Origin of the sequence: Phyllobacterium zundukense, from assembly GCF_025452195.1 — a bacterium.
In the GTDB taxonomy this organism is placed as follows: Bacteria; Pseudomonadota; Alphaproteobacteria; order Rhizobiales; family Rhizobiaceae; genus Phyllobacterium; species Phyllobacterium zundukense_A.
Window position 1 is genome coordinate 113,421 of the sequence record NZ_CP104973.1, and the last position, 21,717, is coordinate 135,137.

At 56.4% G+C, this 21,717-nt stretch carries 25 protein-coding genes; 11 read left to right on the forward strand and 14 right to left on the reverse strand.

Features of this window, described 5'->3' with window-relative positions:
- Window positions 1-122: 122 nt before the first annotated feature.
- From N8E88_RS12965 to katA, 4 genes are all read right to left on the reverse strand, one after another.
- Complete coding sequence (locus N8E88_RS12965) at window positions 123-761, reverse strand: 5'-methylthioadenosine/S-adenosylhomocysteine nucleosidase (RefSeq protein ID WP_262295713.1); 639 nt, start codon at window positions 759-761, stop codon at window positions 123-125.
- 1 nt (window position 762) lies between these two features.
- Window positions 763-1,209, reverse strand: a complete 447-nt coding sequence (locus tag N8E88_RS12970; protein ID WP_262294029.1) for a TspO/MBR family protein — start codon at window positions 1,207-1,209, stop codon at window positions 763-765.
- A 38-nt stretch (window positions 1,210-1,247) separates the two neighbouring features.
- Window positions 1,248-2,537, reverse strand: a complete 1,290-nt coding sequence (locus tag N8E88_RS12975) for an RsmB/NOP family class I SAM-dependent RNA methyltransferase (protein ID WP_262295714.1) — start codon at window positions 2,535-2,537, stop codon at window positions 1,248-1,250.
- Between the two features lie 111 nt (window positions 2,538-2,648).
- On the reverse strand, window positions 2,649-4,145 hold the full coding sequence (gene katA, locus N8E88_RS12980) for a catalase KatA (RefSeq protein WP_262294030.1): 1,497 nt from the start codon (window positions 4,143-4,145) through the stop codon (window positions 2,649-2,651).
- 142 nt (window positions 4,146-4,287) lie between these two features.
- On the opposite strand from katA, the gene N8E88_RS12985 reads away from it, so the two are divergent.
- Complete coding sequence (locus N8E88_RS12985) at window positions 4,288-5,217, forward strand: hydrogen peroxide-inducible genes activator (protein WP_262294031.1); 930 nt, start codon at window positions 4,288-4,290, stop codon at window positions 5,215-5,217.
- Here the strand turns inward: N8E88_RS12985 and N8E88_RS12990 are convergent.
- From N8E88_RS12990 to N8E88_RS13000, 3 genes are read right to left on the reverse strand one after another with little or no spacing between them, the layout of a single operon-like run.
- Window positions 5,214-5,639 (reverse strand): MAPEG family protein, encoded by a 426-nt coding sequence (locus N8E88_RS12990; RefSeq protein ID WP_262294032.1) that lies wholly within the window; start codon window positions 5,637-5,639, stop codon window positions 5,214-5,216. The genes N8E88_RS12985 and N8E88_RS12990 overlap by 4 nt on opposite strands.
- A gap of 19 nt (window positions 5,640-5,658) precedes the next feature.
- A complete protein-coding gene (locus tag N8E88_RS12995; RefSeq protein WP_262294033.1) occupies window positions 5,659-5,844 on the reverse strand; it encodes a hypothetical protein in 186 nt (61 codons plus the stop codon).
- Complete coding sequence (locus N8E88_RS13000) at window positions 5,831-6,586, reverse strand: LysR family transcriptional regulator (protein ID WP_262294034.1); 756 nt, start codon at window positions 6,584-6,586, stop codon at window positions 5,831-5,833. Before N8E88_RS13000 ends, N8E88_RS12995 begins: the two co-directional genes overlap by 14 nt.
- 105 nt (window positions 6,587-6,691) lie before the next feature.
- Here N8E88_RS13000 and N8E88_RS13005 point away from each other — a divergent pair, with 105 nt between their 5' ends.
- Window positions 6,692-7,741 (forward strand): SDR family oxidoreductase, encoded by a 1,050-nt coding sequence (locus tag N8E88_RS13005; RefSeq protein WP_262294035.1) that lies wholly within the window; start codon window positions 6,692-6,694, stop codon window positions 7,739-7,741.
- 20 nt (window positions 7,742-7,761) lie between these two features.
- Here N8E88_RS13005 and N8E88_RS13010 read toward each other — a convergent pair whose 3' ends face one another.
- The 3 genes from N8E88_RS13010 to N8E88_RS13020 form a co-directional block, all read right to left on the reverse strand.
- On the reverse strand, window positions 7,762-8,346 hold the full coding sequence (locus N8E88_RS13010; RefSeq protein ID WP_262294036.1) for a DinB family protein: 585 nt from the start codon (window positions 8,344-8,346) through the stop codon (window positions 7,762-7,764).
- A 17-nt stretch (window positions 8,347-8,363) separates the two neighbouring features.
- On the reverse strand, window positions 8,364-9,869 hold the full coding sequence (gene guaB, locus N8E88_RS13015; RefSeq protein WP_262294037.1) for an IMP dehydrogenase: 1,506 nt from the start codon (window positions 9,867-9,869) through the stop codon (window positions 8,364-8,366).
- A 224-nt stretch (window positions 9,870-10,093) separates the two neighbouring features.
- On the reverse strand, window positions 10,094-11,077 hold the full coding sequence (locus tag N8E88_RS13020; protein WP_315975284.1) for an MBL fold metallo-hydrolase: 984 nt from the start codon (window positions 11,075-11,077) through the stop codon (window positions 10,094-10,096).
- 217 nt (window positions 11,078-11,294) lie between these two features.
- On the opposite strand from N8E88_RS13020, the gene N8E88_RS13025 reads away from it, so the two are divergent.
- Complete coding sequence (locus tag N8E88_RS13025) at window positions 11,295-12,698, forward strand: DHA2 family efflux MFS transporter permease subunit (RefSeq protein ID WP_262294038.1); 1,404 nt, start codon at window positions 11,295-11,297, stop codon at window positions 12,696-12,698.
- A gap of 23 nt (window positions 12,699-12,721) precedes the next feature.
- Here N8E88_RS13025 and N8E88_RS13030 read toward each other — a convergent pair whose 3' ends face one another.
- From N8E88_RS13030 to N8E88_RS13040, 3 genes are all read right to left on the reverse strand, one after another.
- Window positions 12,722-13,450 (reverse strand): RlmE family RNA methyltransferase, encoded by a 729-nt coding sequence (locus N8E88_RS13030; protein WP_262294039.1) that lies wholly within the window; start codon window positions 13,448-13,450, stop codon window positions 12,722-12,724.
- A 19-nt stretch (window positions 13,451-13,469) separates the two neighbouring features.
- The gene (locus N8E88_RS13035; protein ID WP_262294040.1) at window positions 13,470-14,912 is read right to left on the reverse strand and encodes a Ppx/GppA phosphatase family protein; all 1,443 of its coding nucleotides are present in this window, start codon (window positions 14,910-14,912) and stop codon (window positions 13,470-13,472) included.
- A gap of 182 nt (window positions 14,913-15,094) precedes the next feature.
- The gene (locus N8E88_RS13040) at window positions 15,095-16,009 is read right to left on the reverse strand and encodes an NAD-dependent epimerase/dehydratase family protein (RefSeq protein WP_262294041.1); all 915 of its coding nucleotides are present in this window, start codon (window positions 16,007-16,009) and stop codon (window positions 15,095-15,097) included.
- Between the two features lie 499 nt (window positions 16,010-16,508).
- Here N8E88_RS13040 and N8E88_RS13045 point away from each other — a divergent pair, with 499 nt between their 5' ends.
- From N8E88_RS13045 to N8E88_RS13055, 3 genes are all read left to right on the forward strand, one after another.
- Complete coding sequence (locus N8E88_RS13045; protein ID WP_262294042.1) at window positions 16,509-16,685, forward strand: hypothetical protein; 177 nt, start codon at window positions 16,509-16,511, stop codon at window positions 16,683-16,685.
- A 320-nt stretch (window positions 16,686-17,005) separates the two neighbouring features.
- The gene (locus N8E88_RS13050; RefSeq protein WP_262294043.1) at window positions 17,006-17,371 is read left to right on the forward strand and encodes a hypothetical protein; all 366 of its coding nucleotides are present in this window, start codon (window positions 17,006-17,008) and stop codon (window positions 17,369-17,371) included.
- A 192-nt stretch (window positions 17,372-17,563) separates the two neighbouring features.
- Complete coding sequence (locus N8E88_RS13055; protein ID WP_224512398.1) at window positions 17,564-17,704, forward strand: hypothetical protein; 141 nt, start codon at window positions 17,564-17,566, stop codon at window positions 17,702-17,704.
- Between the two features lie 178 nt (window positions 17,705-17,882).
- Here N8E88_RS13055 and N8E88_RS13060 read toward each other — a convergent pair whose 3' ends face one another.
- Window positions 17,883-18,449: a dihydrofolate reductase family protein gene (locus N8E88_RS13060; protein ID WP_262294044.1), complete on the reverse strand. Its 567-nt coding sequence runs from the start codon at window positions 18,447-18,449 to the stop codon at window positions 17,883-17,885.
- A 161-nt stretch (window positions 18,450-18,610) separates the two neighbouring features.
- Here N8E88_RS13060 and N8E88_RS13065 point away from each other — a divergent pair, with 161 nt between their 5' ends.
- The 5 genes from N8E88_RS13065 to N8E88_RS13085 all read left to right on the forward strand — a co-directional run bounded on the left by N8E88_RS13065 (window position 18,611) and on the right by N8E88_RS13085 (window position 21,682).
- Window positions 18,611-18,820, forward strand: coding sequence for a hypothetical protein (locus N8E88_RS13065; RefSeq protein WP_262294045.1), 210 nt, complete (start codon window positions 18,611-18,613; stop codon window positions 18,818-18,820).
- 51 nt (window positions 18,821-18,871) lie between these two features.
- Complete coding sequence (locus N8E88_RS13070; RefSeq protein ID WP_224512404.1) at window positions 18,872-19,135, forward strand: hypothetical protein; 264 nt, start codon at window positions 18,872-18,874, stop codon at window positions 19,133-19,135.
- A 342-nt stretch (window positions 19,136-19,477) separates the two neighbouring features.
- Window positions 19,478-19,687: a cold-shock protein gene (locus N8E88_RS13075; protein WP_182547723.1), complete on the forward strand. Its 210-nt coding sequence runs from the start codon at window positions 19,478-19,480 to the stop codon at window positions 19,685-19,687.
- A gap of 241 nt (window positions 19,688-19,928) precedes the next feature.
- The gene (locus N8E88_RS13080) at window positions 19,929-21,185 is read left to right on the forward strand and encodes a D-amino acid dehydrogenase (protein WP_262294046.1); all 1,257 of its coding nucleotides are present in this window, start codon (window positions 19,929-19,931) and stop codon (window positions 21,183-21,185) included.
- A 161-nt stretch (window positions 21,186-21,346) separates the two neighbouring features.
- Complete coding sequence (locus N8E88_RS13085; protein WP_262294047.1) at window positions 21,347-21,682, forward strand: RcnB family protein; 336 nt, start codon at window positions 21,347-21,349, stop codon at window positions 21,680-21,682.
- The last annotated feature ends 35 nt before the right edge of the window (window positions 21,683-21,717 follow it).

The following is a 21,717-nucleotide window of genomic DNA, read 5'->3' on the forward strand; positions in this document are numbered from 1 at the left end:
GCCTTTAAAGCAAATGTCGAGTCGGCGCAATGGGTTACTGGCGCCTACGACAAAAGTGATTCCGATCGTTCACAGGATGGATGAAGCTGGTGCAGTTCTGATTCAGGAAATGGTGGCAGAGATCAAATATTCAACGAATGATCCTCAATCGCTGCAGCCATTGCCTCGACGGCAACCGCCAGCTTTTCATCGATGACGTGCAGATATTCCTTCCAGTCATCCACATGGCGAAGGTCCGCCGAGCCGTCGGAAATGCCGCGTAGGCCGATGAGCGGCAGCTCGAAGCGCTGGCATGCGCGCAGCACTGCGAAGGTTTCCATCTCCACCATATCCGCATCGATCTGATCATAGGCGCTGCCGGAGACGATGTTGGCGCCGGTCGATAGGGAAGCCTCCTTCACACCGGGTATATGATAGCCAAGCGGGACCAAAATCGGCAGATTCAGAAAGGGAGTTGCGCCTTTCTTGAACCCCAACGCGGAAGCATCCATGTCGCGGTACGAAACGCTGGTGACCTGATACACTTCCGTCTGTTCGAGCGTGCGCGAACCGGCTGAACCCAGCGACACGACAAGGTCTGGCAGGGCACCATTTGCTGCAAGGCTTGCCAGCGTTGCCGACACACTCACAGCTGCCTCCACCGGACCAACCCCGGTTATCAGCGGCGTGAAAAGCCGCTGCAGATGCGGCCCGTATTCCGCATCGACGGCCATGACAAAAAGGACATTCTTCCCACCAATCATCGTTACATCCTCAAACATATCAGCCTGCATTGAGCCTCCAAAGTGATACATTGAGAGGCGACGCGAAAGCCACCCACAACAGGTAAGGCACGAACAAAAGCGCCGATACCGGCTCGGAACTCCACGTCACCTTGATGAAGCCGATGATGGTTATGAGTAGAAGGACGATCACGATGAGCGCGAGGCCCATCTGCTGGAAGCCGAAAAATGTCGGCGACCAGAGAAAGTTCAGTGCCAGTTGCGCCCACCGGAAATCTTGGGGCAGGCTCAATCCACGATCCCACACCTGCCAGCCGGCGATGGCTATGAGGATGTAGAGGATCGTCCATATCCAGCTCGGTGGATTGAAGGAAGGTTTGACGAGACCGGCGTACCATTCACCGGGAAGAGTGATGTAGCCAATGACGAGACCGCCGCCGGTAACCAATACGAGAAACAACAGAAGCGCTTGGGATCGGATATGCATATCCCCTCTTCAACGAAAGTCGCAGCCCGCTTGTAGCTTTATTTTTCTCGCCTGAGAACTGAAATGAAGAAGCCATCGGTTGACGTGGATAATGGGGAAAGGATGGTTGTCCCGTCGTTAAACAGCGGCTTCAATCCCGACTCTTTGGAGACTGCCTGCTCCCATAAAGGCTGCGTATCGACGGCACTGTATTCGCTGTTGGCTTCAAGAAATGCTGCGACCTGATCGCCGTTTTCTGGCGCGAACAGCGAACAGGTGATGTAGACCAGCCGGCCGCCGGGTTTCACGTAAGCCTTCGCCGCATCCAAAACCTGGCGCTGCTCCACTTCGCGGCGTTCGAGTTGCTGGTCGCTGAGGCGCCACTTGGCGTCGGGCCTGCGCCGCCATGTGCCGGAACCGGTGCAAGGCGCATCGACCAGAACCATATCCATCTGGCCTTCGAGCGGGGCAAGATCGCCGATATTGGCATGAGCCTGCGCGTTGCGCACCCCTGCCCGCTTAAGCCGGTCGAAAATGGGTGCAAGGCGGGCGCGCTCGGCATCATAGGCATGGATCTGGCCCTTGTTGCCCATCTCTGCCGCCAGCGCCAAGGTTTTGCCGCCGGCACCGGCGCAGTAATCGAGCACCTGTTCGCCGGCCTTGGCGTTTGAGAGTTTCGCCGCAAGCTGCGAACCCAGATCCTGCACTTCGAACAGGCCGCGCTGGAAGGCGGGTTCCGCCTGAACGTTCGGGTGGCGGCCCATAGCGCGCAAAGGCGGGACACGTACGGCAGTTTCGAGCAAGGGTGCGGGATTGGCACCGGCACGCGCGAGTTCCTTCAAGACCTTGTCTCTATCGGCTTTCAGCGTATTGACCCGCAGATCGACCGGCGGGCGGTCGCTGAGGGCTGCCGCTTCCTCGACCCATCTGTCGCCGAAGATTGCCTGGAAATGTGGAATGCACCATTCCGGAACATCGGCGCGAATATGATCTGGCGCGGAGCCGAAATCGCGTTCACCCCAGACCGCCATGCGTTCGGCTTCCAGCGGTTCTGGCGCGAATTTATCGCCTTCGAGGGCGGTATTGATATCCTCGATGTCGAGTTCCGCATCGGAAAGCAGAACACCAAAGGCGATATGACGCGCTGCATCGCTATCCATGCGCCAGGCAAGCGACAGTTTCCGCCTGAGGGCGTCATAGACTATATTGCCGATGACCGCGCGATCGCCCGCACCGGCAAAGCGATGCGATAATCCCCAATCCTTCAAGGCGTCGGAAGCCGGCCGCTTGCGATTTTCAATATCGTCCAGAACTTCGATTGCCGCCTGCAGGCGTCCACCAAGTCGCATATGCATTCCTTCACTCAATCAAGAGTGTCGCATACATGGGCCCGGCAAGAAAAGAAAGCCGGAGCGTGAACTCCGGCTTTCTGATTTGCCATGAAGATGGTCGAGCGGCGATTACTCGGCAGCGACGCCTTTTTCTTCCTGCGAAATAGCGCTAGCCTCGTAGCCATGCGCTTCCTTCAATGCCGCGCGCACGCCAGCCTCATAGGCAGGATGAACACGCTGGAAATGCACAAGCTGCCGTTCGATGATCTCGCCCGGCACGCCATCCATCGCCGCAGCGATGTTGGAGAACAGGCGCGAGCGCTGACCGGCGTCGAACAGGTTGAACAGCGCCGTGACCTGGCCGTAGTCGTCATTGCCTAGGCGATGATTGTAGCGGTCCGCATCACCCAAAAGCTTCAGCGGCGGCTCCTTCGCCGATGGCTGTTCTGCAGCACCGGAGAAGCTGTTCGGCTCGTAGTAAGCGTCGACATTGCCGGTCTTCTGGCCGAAGAAATTCATCTGGCCGTCCTTGTGGTAATGATGGACCGGGCATTTCGGCTGGTTGACGGGGAGCGCTTCGTAATGCGTGCCGAGGCGATAGCGATGGGCGTCCGCATAGGAGAAGACGCGGGCCTGCAGCATCTTGTCCGGCGAGTGGCCGATGCCGGGGACGACATTGGAAGGCGAGAACGCGGCCTGCTCGATCTCGGCGAAGTAGTTGTCGGCATTGCGGTTGAGTTCCATGACACCGATTTCGAGTGGCGGGAATTCACCGTGCGGCCAGACCTTGGTCAGGTCGAACGGATTGTATGACGTCTGGTCTGCTTGCGCCTCGGTCATGATCTGGACCTGAACGGTCCATTTCGGGAACTCGCCGCGCTCGATGCCGCCGAACAGCTCTTCCTGATACGTTTCGCGCGACTTGCCAATGAGGGCTTCTGCCTCGGCATTGGTGTAGAACTTATGGCCCTGCTGGGTCTTGAAGTGGAACTTCACCCAGAAACGCTCGCTGGCATCGTTCCAGAACGAATAGGTGTGCGAACCGTAGCCGTTCATGTACATCGGGGCGACAGGCAGGCCGCGGTCCGACATGAGGATCGTGACCTGATGCAGGCTTTCCGGCGACAGCGACCAGAAATCCCACATGGCTGTGGTGGAACGCATATTGGTGCGCGGATGACGCTTCTGCGTGTGGATGAAATCGGGGAACTTCAGCGGATCGCGGACGAAGAAGACCGGCGTGTTGTTACCGACGAGATCCCAGTTGCCTTCGCTGGTGTAGAACTTCAGCGCAAAGCCGCGTACGTCACGCTCGGCATCGGCAGCACCAAGTTCACCAGCCACTGTGGAGAAACGCAGAAGCAGCGGCGTCTCGGTGCCGGGCTGCAAAGCCTTCGCCTTGGTGTATCTGGAAATGTCGCCAGTGATTTTTAGTATGCCGAACGCACCCCAGCCCTTGGCGTGAACGACACGCTCAGGGATGCGCTCGCGATTCTGATGCGCGAGCTTTTCCAGGAGCTGATAATCGTCCATCAGAACAGGACCGCGCTCGCCGGCGGTTCTGGAGTTCTGGTTGTCGGATACCGGTGCACCGGCGGTTGTCGTCAATGTTGGACGGTCAGCCATTGGCTTTCTCCTTGAATCTCGCGTTTTGTCAATGGGAACCGCAGGCGCGTGCTCGCAGCCGCGTTCTCAACCAAACCATAGAACCTTTCTAATCATAGTTTCCAATTGATTTTAGAATGATTATTGATAGGATTTACTTATCATGTTTTCAGTTCGCCAAATGCGCTATTTCGACATTCTCGCCAACACACTGCATTTCCGCAAAGCGGCGGAGATGGCACGCATATCCCAGCCTGCCCTCTCGGCGCAGATCGCAGAAATGGAGTTGCTCCTGGGAGCCACGCTGTTCGAGCGGACGCGGCGGACGGTCGTGCTTACGGAGATGGGCAGGCGTCTGCTGCCGCGCATACGCGGCATTCTCGATGAAATTCGCTCGCTTGAGGAACTTGCGGGACAGAGGCGTGGCACCTTGAGAGGACGGCTGCGGCTTGGCATTATTCCGACGATTGCGCCCTATCTGCTGCCGCTGCTGATCCCGGATCTCCGTGGAGCCTATCCCGAACTTACGATCGAGCTGCGTGAAGCAGTTACCTCGAAGCTGGTCGAGGATCTGCGCCTTGGCGATCTGGACGCTATTATTGCGGCCCTGCCGATCGAAGGCGAAGGGACGGTCGCCAAACCGCTATTTCGCGACCGCTTCCTGATCGCAACATCGAACAATGATATCGACATCCTCACCTCACCCATGACACAGGAAGACGTGGCGCTTGAGCGGTTGCTTCTGCTTGAGGAGGGTCATTGCCTGCGCGATCAGGCGCTTGCCGTGTGCAGCAATGTGAAGCAGCGCCAATTGGTCAACTACGGCGCGACCAGCATGGCGACGCTATTGCAGATGGTCAGTCATGGCATGGGACTGACGCTGATCCCCGAGATTGCCGTACGCACCGAAGCCAGCCGCAATAACGTACGCATCGTTGCTTTTGCCGATCCTGAACCATCACGCGAAATCGGCTTGATCTGGCGCAGGCAGAGCGAGCGGCGCGAGGACTTCGAAGCCTTGGCAGCGGCAATCGTCGATTGCAGCCGCCGGTTGATGATTTCGGCGGATGAACTGAATGATCTCGCCGCCTAGACGACGGGTGGGACGGCGAGGTGCAATGTCAGCATGACCCACAACGCCCCATTGAGGATAAAGCCGAGGACGAAGATCGGCTGGCGAAAGGCAAGCCGGTTGGACGTTATGTGCACATAGGTGTGGACCACACGCATGGCCACAAAACACCAGGCGATGACTACGGCAAGCAACGTGGCGCCGTTGACGGCATAGAGCGCCAGGCAGACGACATAAAACAGCATCGGCAATTCGTAAAGATTGATCAAATTGCGAACCGTCGCAACGCTGGCCTCTGGCTCTTTCAACGGCAGCTTGAAATCCCTTGCACTGGCCTGGCCGCTGAGAACGGCTTGCCGACGGCGAAGCATAAGGACAGCATAGACACAATAAATAAGAAAAGTCAGCGCGATCATCGGCCAGAAAATTGCGGTTTGTGACATGGTCCCTCCTGTTATTCGTTTATACGTTCTTTTCAGGGATGCGATTTATGCGCAAGCCCGGTATTGCCTGCAGACTGGTTGCCAGATGATCGATGAAGGCACGAACCTTGCGCGGCATGAAGCGAGCAGTCGCATAGACCACGTGCACATCCATCGGCGCATAGGCATAGTCCGGAAGAATCCGTACGAGCTTATCCGAGATCAAGCAGTGATTGGGCGAGCGGCACTTGCACCCCGCCAATGCCGAGACCAGCGCACAGTGCTTCATTCAGGACAAAGGCATTGTTGGCGAGGAACGTAGAGCGGATTGGCGCTACGAGAGCGCCACCAGGGCCGATCAGGGGAATCGATTCGCCCTGTGGTGACCATGAGAACCGGATGTAGCGATGCTGGATAAGGTTGTCCGGTGTCTTGGGATTGCCGTGCGCAGCGATATAATCCGGCGAAGCCACGAGAATGCGTTCGAATGTGGCGAGTTTTCTGGCGATCAATTCAGAGGACTTCAGGTCGCCAAGGCGGATCGCGACGTCGACGCCTTCCGCGATCAGATCGGTAAAGCGGTCATCTAGGACGAGTTCAATGGTGAGGTCCGGATGCAGGCGCTGAAATTCTATGATTATGGCTGAAAGATGCATCTGGCCAAACCCGACAGGACCATGAACGCGAAGGTTTCCGCGCAGCGTCGTGGATAGTTCGCCAGCGTTCTCTTCCGCCTCGTCGACCGCTTGCAGGATTTGCCTTGCATGCTGGTAGTAGGTTTCGCCACCGTCGGTAAGCGCCAGCTGGCGCGTTGACCTGTGAAACAGACGCACGTCCAGATGCCGCTCCAAAGCTGCCACCTGCTGGCTGATTGCCGGCTGGGTCAGGCCAAGTTCGCGCGCCGCTGCAGACAAAGTACCAAGCTCCGCTACACGGACAAACGTCTTCATCGCAGCGAATCTATCCATGACCACCTCAAAGAATTGCTTATGAATGTTATCATTTTTTGACTACTACGCACAGCTGTATGAATGAATCATATCTGTTTCAGAATCTGAAACGGAGATTTTGAAATGACTAAAAAAGCAGTTGTTGTTGGTGCCAATGGCATCATCGGTAGCAATCTGATTTCGCATCTTGTCGAACTGGGCGACTGGGAAATTATCGGCCTGTCGCGCCGCGGCGGAGTGGCAAGCGGCAAACTCAGACATATCGCTGTCGATCTTCTCGATGCGACAGACGCCAGCGATAAGCTCGCCCATCTCACCGACGTGACGCATATATTCTATGCGGCCTATCAGGACCGGCCGACTTGGGCCGAGCTTGTGCCGCCAAACCTCGCCATGCTGGTGAATGCCGTGAACGCAATCGAGCCGATCGCGGCCCGTCTCGAACACATCAGTCTGATGCAAGGTTATAAGGTCTATGGCGCACATCTCGGGCCGTTCAAGACACCGGCGCGCGAGACCGATGCCAATCACATGCCGCCGGAATTCAACATCGATCAGCAGGATTTTTTGGAGGCATTGCAGAAGGGCAAGAGCTGGACCTGGTCGGCACTACGGCCGTCCGTCGTCGTAGGCTTTGCGCTCGGCAATCCCATGAACCTTGCTTCGGTGATCGCCGTCTATGCCTCGATGTCGAAAGAACTCGGCATTCCGCTACGCTTTCCCGGTAAACCGGGCGCCTATGACAGTCTACTGGAAATGACGGATGCCGGGCTCTTGGCGCGGGCAACGGTGTTTATCGCAACAAACCCGCACTGCGGCAATCAGGCGTTCAACATCAACAACGGCGATCTTTTCCGCTGGAGCGAGATGTGGCCGAAGATCGCGCGGTTTTTCGATCTGGAGGTCGCGCCGCCACTGCCGATGTCGCTGAACGTCGTCATGGCGGACAAGGAGGATTTATGGAACCGCATGATCGAGAAGCACGGTCTTGCAAAGACACCCTACAGGGATGTGTCATCCTGGGCATTCGGCGATGCGGTCTTCAGTTGGAACTACGACTTCTTTGCCGACGGCTCCCGCCTGCGGCGGGCCGGGTTCCATGAATATGTCGATACAGAGGAGATGTTCATGCGTGTGTTCAGTGATTTGCGCGGACGCAGGATCATTCCTTAATGCCGCGCTGATTACGATGCCTATTCGTAGAGACTGTCGCGGAAAGCCTTGTCAGCAGGCAGACCCGGTTCGGTGTTAGGCTCGCCCTGGCGACGCGGTTTGTCGTAGTTCAGAAAGAACTCGTCGAGTTGCGGCGGCGGAACATTGGTACCTGCCAGCATGGCATGCGCCTGCCCCCGGTGATGGATCTGGTGCACAAAAAGGTGCGATAGCAAGAGGTAGATCGGTTCTTGCGAGGTGTCGCCAGTCCCCCATGTGATCGATACGATCTTGTCGAGTTCTTCGGGCTCCATATCGTCGCAGAAGCCGATGAGGCTGCTATCGAACTCTGTCTGTGCCTGCTTCAGGTCCGAAGCCTTGGGATAGGGTATGTCGCCCACCAGACCAATGTTCTTGCGCCCTTTTCCGATCATGTCTGCCATGTAAAGGTGATCGACGATAAGGTTGTGGTTCAACGTCAACTGAATGGATGGAAAGAAGCTGGTACGCTCTTGAGCAAACTCTTCGTCGGTGAGTTGCCCACACGCGCTGAGCAGCCGGAAATTCGACCAGGCGCTGTTGCGCGCCATGGCCGAGAAATGATTGCGAAGGGCGATATCAGACATCGCCTTTCCCCTTTGGATTAATTGCCGCCCGGGTAATTCGGGCTTTCGCGAGTGATCGTAACATCATGGGTGTGGCTTTCGCGCAGACCTGCATTGGTGATGCGGACGAATGTAGCCTTTTCGCGGAATTCTTCCAGATTTTTTGCACCGACATAGCCCATGGATGCCCTGAGACCGCCGGCAAGCTGATGCAAAACGCCTGAAACCGGACCCTTGTAGGCGACCTGGCCTTCGATACCTTCCGGCACGAGCTTCAGTTCGTCGCGCACTTCCGCCTGGAAGTAGCGATCAGCCGATCCCCGTGCCATAGCACCAACTGAGCCCATGCCGCGATAGGCCTTGAACGAGCGGCCCTGGTAAAGATAGACCTCACCCGGGCTTTCTTCCGTGCCCGCAAGTGCCGAACCTGCCATGGCAGCGGACGCACCTGCGGCCAGTGCCTTGGCGAAATCGCCGGAATATTTGATGCCGCCATCGGCGATGACTGGCACATTCGATTTGTGTGCTGCTTCAACCGCAGACATGATTGCGGAAAGCTGCGGCACACCGACACCGGCGACGATCCGCGTCGTGCAGATCGAGCCCGGTCCAATACCGACTTTGACCGCATCGGCGCCCGCATCGATCAGCGCCTGTGTTCCCGCGGCAGTGGCGACATTTCCGGCAATGATACGTACGGCATTCGACATCTTCTTGGCGCGGGTAACAGCATCGAGAACGCGCTGCGAATGGCCGTGAGCAGTATCGATGACGAGAACGTCCACGCCGGCAGCAATAAGCCGCTCGGCCCGTTCGAAACCATCCTCGCCAACGCTCGATGCGGCGGCGACACGAAGCCGGCCTTGCGCGTCCTTGGCGGCGTTCGGGTTGAGCTGCGACTTTTCCATGTCCTTGACTGTGATCAGCCCAACGCAATAGCCCTTGTCATCCACAACAAGCAGCTTTTCGATGCGGTGCTGATGCAAAAGCCGCTTGGCCTCTTCGTGCTGAACGTTGTTTTCACGCACGGTGATCAGGTTCTCGCGCGTCATCAGTTCGTAGATCTTCTGGGCAGGATCGGAGGCGAACCGTACGTCGCGGTTGGTGAGGATGCCGACGAGACGGCCCGGCTTGCGGCTGCCCTCGCCGGAGTTCTCGACCACAGGAATGCCGGAAATGCCGTGGGCGCGCATCAATGCCTGCGCATCGGCAAGGGTCGCGTCCGGCCCGATGGTAACGGGATTGACGACCATGCCGGATTCGAACTTCTTGACCTGGCGGACTTCCTCGGCCTGCAGTTCAGGCGTGAGATTGCGATGAATGACGCCCATGCCCCCCGCCTGCGCCATGGCGATGGCGAGACGCGATTCGGTGACTGTGTCCATCGCCGCTGATAGCAATGGCAGGTTGAGCTCGATATCGGGAGCGATACGGGTGCGAATATCGGTCTGGCCGGGCATAACCTCGGAATGACCTGGCTGGAGCAGGACATCATCAAATGTCAGTGCGAGCGCGCCTGTCGCGGATTCAACGATTTTTGCCATGACCAATTTCCTTGCAATACGGGTAATACGACTAAAGGGCGCACCACAGTGGTGGAGCGCCGATCAAGTTCTGTTCAAGTGAATTGGCACGGGCTGGTAACATGGATATGTCGGTTTGAAAAGATCAAAACGCAATTACTGCCATTCCAACCATCACCCAGCCCACAATATTGTAGCAATATCCGGCGCAAAAGCGCCGGAACTGCACCCATAGGTCAATTCGATCAAACGTCGAATTGATAGGTAGCCGGCACGAACCGATAGCCCGTTTCCTGCTTTTCGACAAAACCCACGCCAGGGAATGGCATATGGTAGCCAATGAATGGGACCTTGTCGGCCGCAATCATGTCGAACACCTTCTTGCGTGTTGCCGCGCCCATGGCTTTGTCGGTGTCGAATGCGACTTCCCAATCGGGACGCTGCAACGAGGCGACGTAATGATTGGCTGTGTCAGCGGTCAAGACGAGATGCTTGCCAGCCGATTCGATGTGGAAAATCATGTGGCCGGGCGTGTGGCCATAGGCCGCTTCGCTGGTGATGCCAGGGACTACCGCATCGCCCGCCTTGATGAAGGTGAACTTTTCGGCAAGCGGCTTGACCTTGGCATTGACAGCTTTGGCATTGGTTTCGGCCGGAGTGCCTGTACGTGCAGCGTCGGTCCAGAAGTCATATTCGATCTGCCCGCCGACATAGCGCGCATTGGCAAAGCCGGGTGTTTCGCCATTCATCAGGCCGCCGATATGGTCGCCGTGCATGTGGGTGATGACAACAAGCGTCACCTGATCAGGCGTATAGCCCGCGCCTTTCATATTTGCCTCAAGTTGACCAAGACCATTTTCGCGACCGCCTGCGCCAAAGCCTGTGTCGATGAGCACCAGTTCAGATCCGGTATTGATCAGAACCGGTGTGAAACCGTTGACCATTTTTGTTTCTGGCAGGAAATTGGCACGCATCAATTCGGCGATTGCCTCCTGGCTCTGATTGGCACCGAAGGTTGGAAATGGACCATCACCCGGGCGAAGCCCGTCGAGCAAGGTGGTGATTTCGAAATCGCCCAGCTTGAAGCGTTTGAAGCCCGGAGACTTGATGTCCGATGGTGGAACAGCTGCCTCGGCGATTTCAGAAATCATCTGCGACATTGCAAATCCACCGGCCATGGCGCTTGACGCGAGAAAGAGGTTGCGGCGGGAAATCTCGAATGCAGACATAGGACTATCTCCTTCAGGCAACGATATGCGCGGCAACATCGCGCTGCCGCTCCGTTCCTGCTGAATAGACCAAAAATCGTCGCATCTGGATCACTTCTGATTGATCGCCGCTTGAGCCTCGGCAACCCGAGTGCTATCGGAACTCGCAAGGCCCACCGAGTCTCATAAAACGAGATTCACTGCCTGCTTTCTCACCTCATGAGAACTGGAATTCAACTTGAACCGTATTGTTCCGCTTGTCCTGGCCGTCGCCCTTTTCATGGAGAACATGGACTCCACCGTCATCGCGACGTCACTGCCGGCGATCGCTGCTGATATCGGCACCAGTCCGATCGCGCTGAAACTTGCCCTGACGGCCTACCTCGTCTCGCTCGCGGTTTTCATTCCGGTCAGCGGCTGGATGGCCGACAGGTTTGGCGCAAAGAATGTTTTTCGCGCCGCGATCATCGTATTCGTCGTCGGATCCATTGCTTGCGCAGTCTCGGGGTCACTGCTGGAATTCGTCGTATCGCGCTTTCTACAAGGCGTAGGCGGCGCAATGATGACGCCTGTCGGCCGTCTCGTCCTCGTGCGTTCGACGCCGCGCAATGAACTCGTCAGCGCTATGGCATGGCTGACAATGCCGGCGCTCATCGGCCCTCTGATCGGGCCACCCGTTGGCGGTTTCCTGACGACCTATTTCAGCTGGCACTGGATTTTCCTGATCAACGTTCCGATCGGCATCCTTGGAATCATCATCGCCACGCGTTATTTGCCGTCGATCGAAACTCTGGTGCAGCGGCCACTCGATGTTCCCGGTTTCTTTTTAAGCGGTATCGCCGCCTCGGGCATCGTCTTCGGCCTGTCGGTGGTCAGTCTTCCAGCTCTTCCGACATGGGTGGGTATGGCGACGCTCCTGACCGGCATCGTTTCCGCTGTTCTTTATCTTGTCCATGCACGCCGAACGGCGGAGCCGTTGCTTTCTCTCAATCTTCTGGACAATCAGATTTTCAGAGCGGCGATCGTCGGCGGCAGTCTGTTCCGCATCGGCGTCGGGGCAATCCCGTTTCTCCTGCCGTTGATGTTTCAGATCGGCTTCGGCCTGACGCCATTCCAATCCGGAATGATCACCTTCGTATCCGCACTCGGCGCCATGAGCATGAAGCTTGTAACAAAATGGTTCTACCGGAAAACCGGCTTCCGCAATTCGCTGATGTATGGATCATTCGTCGCTGCGATATTCGTCGCAGTCAACGGGTTCTTCACACCGGAAACGCCCTATTGGCTGATGATCCTGCTGCTTCTCGTGGGCGGATTTTTCCGTTCGCTGTTCTTTACCGGGACGAACGCTCTCGCCTATGCAGATATCCCCAACGAGCAGACGAGCCAGGCGACGCCGATCAGTTCGGTTGCCCAGCAAATTTCGATCGCGCTTGGTGTGGCAGTTGCCGGCGGCATTCTCGAGATTACGACCAAGATACACGGTGGCCCGCTGCAGCTCTCCGATTTCCACATCGCCTTCTTTGTCGTGGCGGCAATTTCGGGCTTGGCATGCCTTTCGTTCAGGGGTCTGCAGCCTGACGCGGGTTCGGAGGTTTCAGGTCACCGGCCGCTGATCAAGGTGGCAGCACCAGCGGAATAGTGGGCAGTCGCAATCAGAAAGAGTTAGTCAATCGAATCCCGGTCGTCGGGCAATCCCTTGAAGTCCCTCGCCAGCAAATAAAGCTCGACGGATTCCGCACGTGATGCAGGTGGCTTCACATGGTGGACGGACTTGAAATGCTTCTTCAGCAATGTGAGCACTTCATTTTCGGTCCCGCCCTGAAATGTCTTGGTGAGAAAATGTCCGCCCGGACGCAGAACGGAAACGGCAAAATCCGCGGCGACTTCGCAAAGGTGGGTTGTGCGTATGTGGTCAGTACGGCGGTGGCCGGTCGTCGGCGCAGCCATGTCCGACAGGACGATATCCGGTTGGCCGCCCAGTGCTTCCATGAGCCTGTCCGGCGCGGCATCATCGAGAAAATCCATCTCGAGCAAGGTGACGCCCGGCAATGGATCGATATGCAGGTAGTCAATGCCAACGACAGTTGGGACGTCTTCCGGGGAGCCGACGATCGAAGCCGCGATCTGACTCCAGCCACCCGGAGCAGCGCCAAGATCGATAATGCGCTGACCTTTTTTGAGGATTTTGTAGCGGTCATTGATCTCGATCAGTTTATAGGCGGCGCGCGAACGATAACCGTCTGCCTTGGAGCGCTGCACATACGGATCGTTGATATGACGCTCAAGCCAGCGACGCGACGATTCCTTGATCGTGCCGGCCTTCTTCTTGATCTTGGTGTGCAGACCGCGCGTGCCTGTGCCGCCGCGTCCTCCTGTCGTCGTCTTAGCCATAAGGGCCCCTATTCCTGGATCATGTGGTTGCACGCAACCAGCGATTGCGCCACGCGCCATCACGCGACATGAGTTCAGTCAAAATACCTTCGCGCAGCCCGCGATCGGCCACGCGCAATTTCTGGCTGGGCCAAACGTTGCGGATCGCATCGAGTATGGCACAGCCGGCAAGAACGAGATCCGCGCGATCAGCCCCAATGCACGGATTGGCAACCCGTTCATCGAAGCTCCACGACAGGAGCTTGCTGGTCATTTCCGTGACATCGTCGTTCTGCATCCAGATACCATCGATACGGCGGCGATCATAACGCTCGAGACCGAGATGAATACCGGCGAGCGTCGTGACCGTGCCGGACGTGCCGAGCAGATGAAAGTTCTGGCTTTTGACGAGATCACCGAGCTTGTGACGCTCGGAGAAATCGTTGATCAATTCGGCAACATGATCGACCATGACTGCGAAGTTATCGGTGGTCACATCACGCCCGCCAAAGCGCTCGGCGAGTGTGACCACTCCGACGGGAAGCGATGTCCAGGCAATGATATGTTCGGCAAGCCGCGGCGAGCGACGCTCCGAAACATCGATCAGCGCGATCTCCGAGGAACCGCCGCCAATATCGAACAGCACGACTGCGTCGGTTTCACGCTCGACCAGCGTGCCACAGCCGGATACCGCAAGACGAGCTTCGGTCTGGCGATTGATGATCTCGAGATCGAGGCCGGTTTCGCGTTTTACCCTGGCCAAGAACTCCTCGCCGTTCGACGCCTGACGGCAGGCTTCGGTGGCGATAAGGCGGGCGCGGCGCACATCGTGGCTCTCAAGCTTGTCGCGACAGATCTTCAGCGCCTCGATAGCGCGATCCATAGCGTTGTCGTTCAGGCGCCCCGTCGCGCCGAGGCCTTCACCGAGGCGGACGATACGGGAAAAGGCATCGACGACGCGAAACTGGCCGGGGCGGGTGGGCGACGCCACAAGAAGCCGGCAATTGTTGGTGCCAAGATCGAGTGCGGCATAGAGCGGTCCTCCGAAATGCCTGGATGGGAGCCGCTGCGCGGCTTGAACCGGAGCTGCCGACGGCTTTGCTGTCGCAACAACTGGCGGTGCCGTTTCGACAGGTTTGATCCCGGCGCGGCCCCGACGACGAAAGCGATTGGGCCGCCGCTTCTTGGCGGCTTTGGCCGGAGTATTGGCAGGGGGAGGCGAAACGCTCGAAACAACAGCTGTCTCGGTCGAAGTAGGCGCCTGTTTCGACGTGCCGCGTTTTCTGCGGCGCGCACGTTTCTTGTGGTTCTTGTCGAAGCGTCCTTCCAGGGAATCGGATTGGCTTTCCTGCCTGTGATGTGCAGGATCCCCATGCGGTCCGGGCCCATTCTTGGTGGGACCTTGAGTGCCATTCAGCACCATGCCACCACCAGACGCCCCTCCATTCGGCGCAACTGGTGCGCCTCTCTCGGGGTCTTTCAAAGTCTTATCCTTCGAGCGCCGCGCGAACCCATAAAGGACGCAAGCAGGACGCTTTTCAATTAACGTTGGATACAATGTAACATCATTTGCCGAATATCCAAGAGACCATTTGATATCCCTATCGCGACGAGCTTGGCGCGCTCATGGGCTGCTAGAGCCTTGTGCGCCAGGGCGCCTAAGGGTCAGGATAGTTCCGCAATGTGCCCCGCAGGATTGTCGACAGCCTTCCACCCAGTCGATTGGAGCTTGGCCGAACTCGCAATCAAGTCACCGTTCAGCGTTTTCCAGCGATCGCCCTGGCCCGTTATTTGTGCGGCAATGTTTAATATCCACGGTGGGCATGAAAACAACCCAGGATTGCGACCGCGCCGGCGGCGCATGGCGGCGAGTATCTGCGGTACCGTTACTGGATTTCTGTCGGACACAATGAACGTGCCACGATCGGTTTTCGGCTCGTTCAAACTATGGATGATGGCGCGGCAGAGAGCGGCGCGATCGAGCAAGGATCGTCGGCCGGCCAAGGACTTAAGTGGCAATGGGACGGGCAATACCGCAAGTTTCATGAGCATCGACATATTACCCTTCACACCCGCTCCGTAAACGAGCACAGGACGCAGGATCGTATAGTTTCCACGGATCATTGTTAAGGCGATTTCAGCCTCGGCTGCAAGCTTGGCCCGACCGTAATCATCAGTTGGTCGCGGCAGATCACTTTCCACCGCAACCCCTTCGTGAACGCTGGCACATTGTGCACGTATGGAGGAAACAAAAACAAACTTGCCCGAGATGGTTGTATGTGCGGCCCGGGCAAGCTTTGCCGCCAGCACGCAGTTAACTGCATGATAGGTATCGGTGGCGTTGACCAGCTGCGTGTGCGCGATAGCCGCCAGATGCACGACATGATCGACATTTCCGAGGATGCGCTCGAATGCTTCGACAGGCTCGTCCGGTGCGGGCAGCTGCGCGCTTTCCGTGTTGGAGCCATAGGCGTTTCGCGTAGCACCGATCACGCGATAGCCGGATGCTTCGAGTTGCTTGACCAATTCCACACCGATGAAACCTGAGGCTCCCGTCACGAGGACAACGCCCGTTACCATATGATTGAATCCCTCCAACAGTTGTCACTCATAGCAACAGAGAAGTTTCGACATAAATGCGGCTCAGGGACTAAATCGAAAGGACTAATCGGGAGCAATAGGGCTCGGTGGCATGCCTATGATAAGCGTTGGAACAGGGACCGCAATCATTATCGTGATGGAGTAGCGCCTGTGCGTCAGCCCGATTTCCAACCTCTCGAGACAAAAGACTTCCTCATCCCAGCCGCGATCATGGTGGCCATTCTTTGGGGATGTTGGGCGGCCGGAACGATGTTGGTCAGGTCAAGCAATCCAAGTAGTCAAAATGCTCACTAGTCGAGCACAATCCCGGATCACGTGAACGCTGATCGTGGCCCATCCATGTCCGGATCGTTGGTCGCAGAACCGGTTTCATCCACAAGTTTCGGATCTTTTGATCCTCCACATTTACACATGTTCCCGTTGAAAGTTCTCGTATAAGTTGTATTAAGGCCGCAAGTACAATTTTGAGATGTCCACCATGTCTGAGAACGATCATCAGCCGGTGAAGTTGACCGGCGTCTTACTGCTCGCTGCTATTGCGTTGGTATTTCTTGTCGTCATCTGGTTGATAGGAACCGCATTCGCGCGAACAGGAATTGTCTACGTGGGGAGTGCAACGGAACGAATGACCTATGGCAGCGTTGTATTACGCTGACCCTATTTCCGTCAGCGGAGGCTTGGCGCCGACTTAGCCTATTATGCCCTCCCCGGGGCGGTGCCAAGCCTCACCTGCCGTGACCCATAACACGCGGCTTGATAGCCACGCCGAAGAAAACCAGTCATTCCACAAGCCGGGCCGCACTGCCTTCGCTGAATTGGAAAAAACACCTTCTGGACGAGGATCGCCAGAGACAAGATGCGTGGGGTGGCCCCATCAGCAATTCAGGGGCATGGCTTCGCTGAACGGAATCGTCATGCGCGCGCAACGGGTATCGGAGCGTTCTGCAGGGATGTCTTGGATCAGGCGACATGACAGTGCCGGTGCTCATCAGAAACCGCATCGGCTTGACAGTGCGCAATCAGATGAGCCGATTGTGCTCGACGAGCTGCCGCAAGCGGCGCAGCTTTCCGTCGCTGTCGGGGTTTACCCGGCGGGGTTTCTTGGCGGCCGGTTTTGCGGGCACGACAGTGTCAGGCGATGCGGGAATAGGGGTTTTCAGCCTTTTCAGGAAGGTAATCGTGCGATTCAACATGGTGGATATCCTCCAAAACGCCCATAAAGCCGCAGTGGACCAGGAATCCAGCGGAAAAACTTCGACTTTTGAGGCAACTGAACGAATTTTAGCACCGTTCGAACGGGTGCGCCAGAACTATCAGGAGCCGCAATTAAGCCGCAAATGACGACCTACAATTGCAGAATCGTCTTTTGGCCAAAGCTTGGCTATTCGCGGCGTCAGAGGTTCTCGACCCGCCAATCTCATTCCAAATGACCGATTCTGTACGCACTCGATTTTGGTTGTTGTTATGCAAGCGGCCCGTAATCGAAAAAGCCTCGTCCAGCAGTCCAGTTTGTAACTTTGTAGGAGAGCCGCCATGGCCAAAGGACAACAGAAAAGCAATCGCGAAGTGCGCAAACCCAAGAAAGAGAAGGTTGCGCCGAAGGCCGACGTTCCTTTCAGCTCCATGATCAAAAAAGCCGAAAGCTCAGCGCCGAAGGCAAAGTCAAAGGGCTGACCAAGCCAGCCCCGCGACAGTCGGGGCTTCATCTTAGAGCCCGTCTTGAAAATCTACTGCGGCGGCCATCTGGCGCGATTTTCTGTGCTTCCGGTGCTCACGTACTTAAGTACACTCCGCTCCGGTTCTCGAAAAATCACGTCATACATTTCGCCGCGGCGATTTTCCAAACGGACTCTCACAGGATCTGATAACGCAAGTGGGTGACCAGCGGCGACTGGATAGTTCTTGTGTTTCTCAGCTCGATCGTTTCATCAATCTCGTCGAACAGGCGTGTCCCCCGCCCGAGCAAAACCGGCGCGAGTTGGAGAACGATTTCATCCACCAGCCTCGTTTGCAACAGCTGTTGGGCGACATTTGCTCCCATAACAACGATGTCCTTTTCACCTGCCGCTGCTTTCGCCTGCTGTATAGCGCTTTCGACGCCGTTGTTGACGAAAGTGAATGCCGCGCTCTTCATCTTTAGCGGCTCACGTTTTTCGTGGGTGAGGACAAAGCTCGGGGCGGGAAACGGCGTATCCTCCCAATGCGGCAGTCCAAGATCGAAAGTTCGCTTCCCGAGGATCACCGAACCTATGTTGGCAGGCATCTCCCGTGCCATGTCGCGGTCGACTTCAGAGCTTCCGTCAAACAACCATTCATGCAACCGTTCGCCGCCCTCACCCATGGCGTCTTCGGGGCTGATATTAGGGCCGGCGATGAAGCCATCGAGTGACATTGTAAACGAGACAATTACTTTTCCCATGCCGCCTATCCCTCTCTGATGGTCCGAATTCTAATTTCGCTAAATGTCTTTCACAACCGTTTTCGGGTTGATTGTGTGTCTTCCAAAATGTGAACAAAACAGGAACAAATTCCTTTTCATACATGCGCGGTTGTGGCAATCTTTCTGAAAAGGAGATTCTGATGAACGCCATATCCAAACAACCGGAAGACGAAATCGAAGAGGCCCTTGCGTATCATCAAGGCGATGCACGGGCGACAATCGCTGCCCTTCTGGCGGAGCGGGAATTCCTTTTGCGGGAAATCGAGTATGCTTCTCTCGCCATGTCCTATGGTTTTGCCCGGGGCTGGAAACCCGGAATAGGTTCGACGCGTCAAACGACAGCACGATAGACTTGGAAGGTTTCGCGTGCGATGGTTGTATATCCAATAATGCGAGATGCAATGAAACACAGTCCAAAACAGATGCCTGAAGTTGGCGTCCACCCGAAACGGGTGCTGAGCCCTTCGGAACAGAAAAGTCTGGCAACCACCGCTGCCGCTTCTGCAATCATCAATGATGAAACACATAAGTGGGAAAGCAAGACGGCACGTCTCAAGGCTTTACGGCTTGCAAAGGAAGCTGAAGAGCAGGCGGAAATCGCTGCCCGACCGCCGGCTGCTCCAAAAGCAAAGAAGACCAGCCGGACAGCTGCCAAAGCCAAGTAGTGGCTACTACAGGAGCCCGAGGTGACTCGATTGCGCACGATGACGAATCGATTGCCGCTTCTTTTTTCCATGTCATGCCGGACGACGAAAATATTTCTAAATAGAAAAACCCCGAAAAGACTAGGGTATAGACTTTAGTCGAGCTATTCGAGATTATTTCTCAGGCATAGGCATTGACGAAACAAGCGCTTAGCCCTATGTATCGCCTATCGGTATTTGGTAGTTTGTAATTAGTTTTATTGCGCCATAGGCGCTCTGAAAGATCCTTCTTCAAAAATCGAGCTAAAAACTGCATGGCGCGTCGTGCCCTGTATTAAAATATTTCCATTGAAAGGGTTCATCATGAGCACTGGAACAGTAAAGTGGTTTAATTCCACAAAAGGCTTCGGCTTCATTCAACCAGATGATGGTTCAGCAGACGTATTCGTACACATCTCTGCCGTTGAGCGCGCTGGTATGCGCAGCCTCAATGACGGTCAGAAGATCAACTTCGAATTGGTCCGTGACAACAAGTCGGGCAAGATGACTGCTGATCAGCTTCAGGCTGGCTGATAAATAATTCGTCTTCGCGGTCTTTGACCACGGATGTACTGGCACTGATAGCAGAGATGAATTTGAGAAGGTCGGGTTTTCCCGGCCTTTTATTTTGTCGGAATTTTACGTTTGACGCCAGCAACCAAGACATTTCGGCGCGTTGAGAAGAAATGTCTGGAAAGAATTACTTCGCCAACACACAGTGCGACTCATGCCCTTTCTTCCAGGGATATCGCATTGTCTGAAGGAGTCGCCGATCATGAAAGTTCTCGTCCTTGGCAGTGGCGTCGTCGGCGTCACATCGGCCTGGTATCTGGCGCAGGCGGGCCACGAGGTCACCGTCATCGACCGCCAGCCAGGACCGGCGCGGGAGACGAGCTTCGCCAATGCCGGAGAAATATCGCCGGGCTATTCCTCGCCATGGGCCGGCCCCGGTGTCCCGATCAAGGCAATCAAGTGGATGCTGATGCATTTTGGCCCGCTCGTCGTTCGGCCGAAGTTCGATCCCTATATGGCGCTGTGGTTAGCCAAGATGCTGCGCAACTGCACCTCAATGCGATATGCCCGCAACAAGGCCCGGATGGTCCCGATCGCGGAATACAGCCGCGATTGCCTCAAGGCGCTGCGCGCCGAGGTCGGCATTTCATATGATGAACGGACGCAGGGAACCCTGCAGCTCTTCCGCACGCAAAAGCAGTATGACGGAAGCGCTGGAGATATCGAAGTCCTGAAGCACTTCGGTGTGCCTTACGAGCTACTCGATCCGGACGGCTGTATCAAAGCTGAGCCAGCATTGGCCCATGTCAAAGATAAATTCACAGGAGGTTTGCGGCTTCCAAACGACGAAACCGGCGACTGCCAGATGTTCACCGAAAAGCTCGCAGCTCTTTGTGCCGAGGCCGGCGTCAAGTTCCGGTTCAACACGACGATCACGTCGATCAACACCAGCACGAGCCGCATTGCCAGCGTATCGACCGAGACAGAAGAACTGATCGCAGACGCCTATGTGGTTGCTTTCGGCAGCTATTCACCCTTCCTGCTGCGGCGCATCGGTGTTTACATCCCTGTTTATCCGGTAAAGGGCTACTCGATTACCGTGCCGATCACCAACGAGGATGCCGCTCCGGTTTCGACTGTGATGGACGAGACCTACAAGGTCGCGATCACCCGCCTCGGTGATCGCATCCGCGCCGGCGGCACCGCCGAAATTTCAGGATATGATCTCACCCTGCGCGAGAAGCGTCAGGCAACCCTCATGCACTCGGTCGGCGACTTGTTCCCCAAGGGTGGTGATCTGACCGAAGCAAGCTTCTGGACGGGCCTGCGGCCCATGACCCCGGACGGTCCGCCGATTATAGGCGGCGGCACGAGGTACTCGAATCTCTATCTCAACACCGGCCACGGCACGCTTGGCTGGACAATGTCCTGCGGCTCTGGCCGCGTGCTCGCCGATATAATTTCCGGTAAATCGCCGGATGTGGACCCGCTGCCCCTGAATATCAGCCGTTACGGCTGATATTCATTCGCCGGCTTCAACAATCGCCTATAAGCCATTTAAAACATTACAAATCGTTTAGATTGATATTCGGTTTTCGTTCATCTCGTCAGACCTAAAACCGGGGTGTCCCAAGACAACCCGTGGTTTAAATCAAGCCGCGCTACTGACGAGGAAACGAAATGAAAAAGATCGCTCTGGCAGCACTTGCCATCTCCTTGATCGCGACCCCTGCCGCGTTCGCCCAACAACAGAATTACAAGGGTGGCCATTACGGTCATCAGCAGGACCGCGTGATAACGAAGCGGGTCGCTACGAAAACCGTGGTGGTGAAGAAGACCCGCTGGTCGCGTGGCCACGCACTCCCCTCGACTTACCGCCGCAATGTCGTACGCGATTATCACCGCTATCATTTGAAGACGCCACCGCGCGGTTACCAGTGGGTCAAGGCCGACAATGATTATGCCTTGATCAGCATCACTTCGGGTATCATTTCGGCACTCGTCCAGGCACGCTGATCGGAAACTATTTTGAAACGGCGGCGCCATGGCGC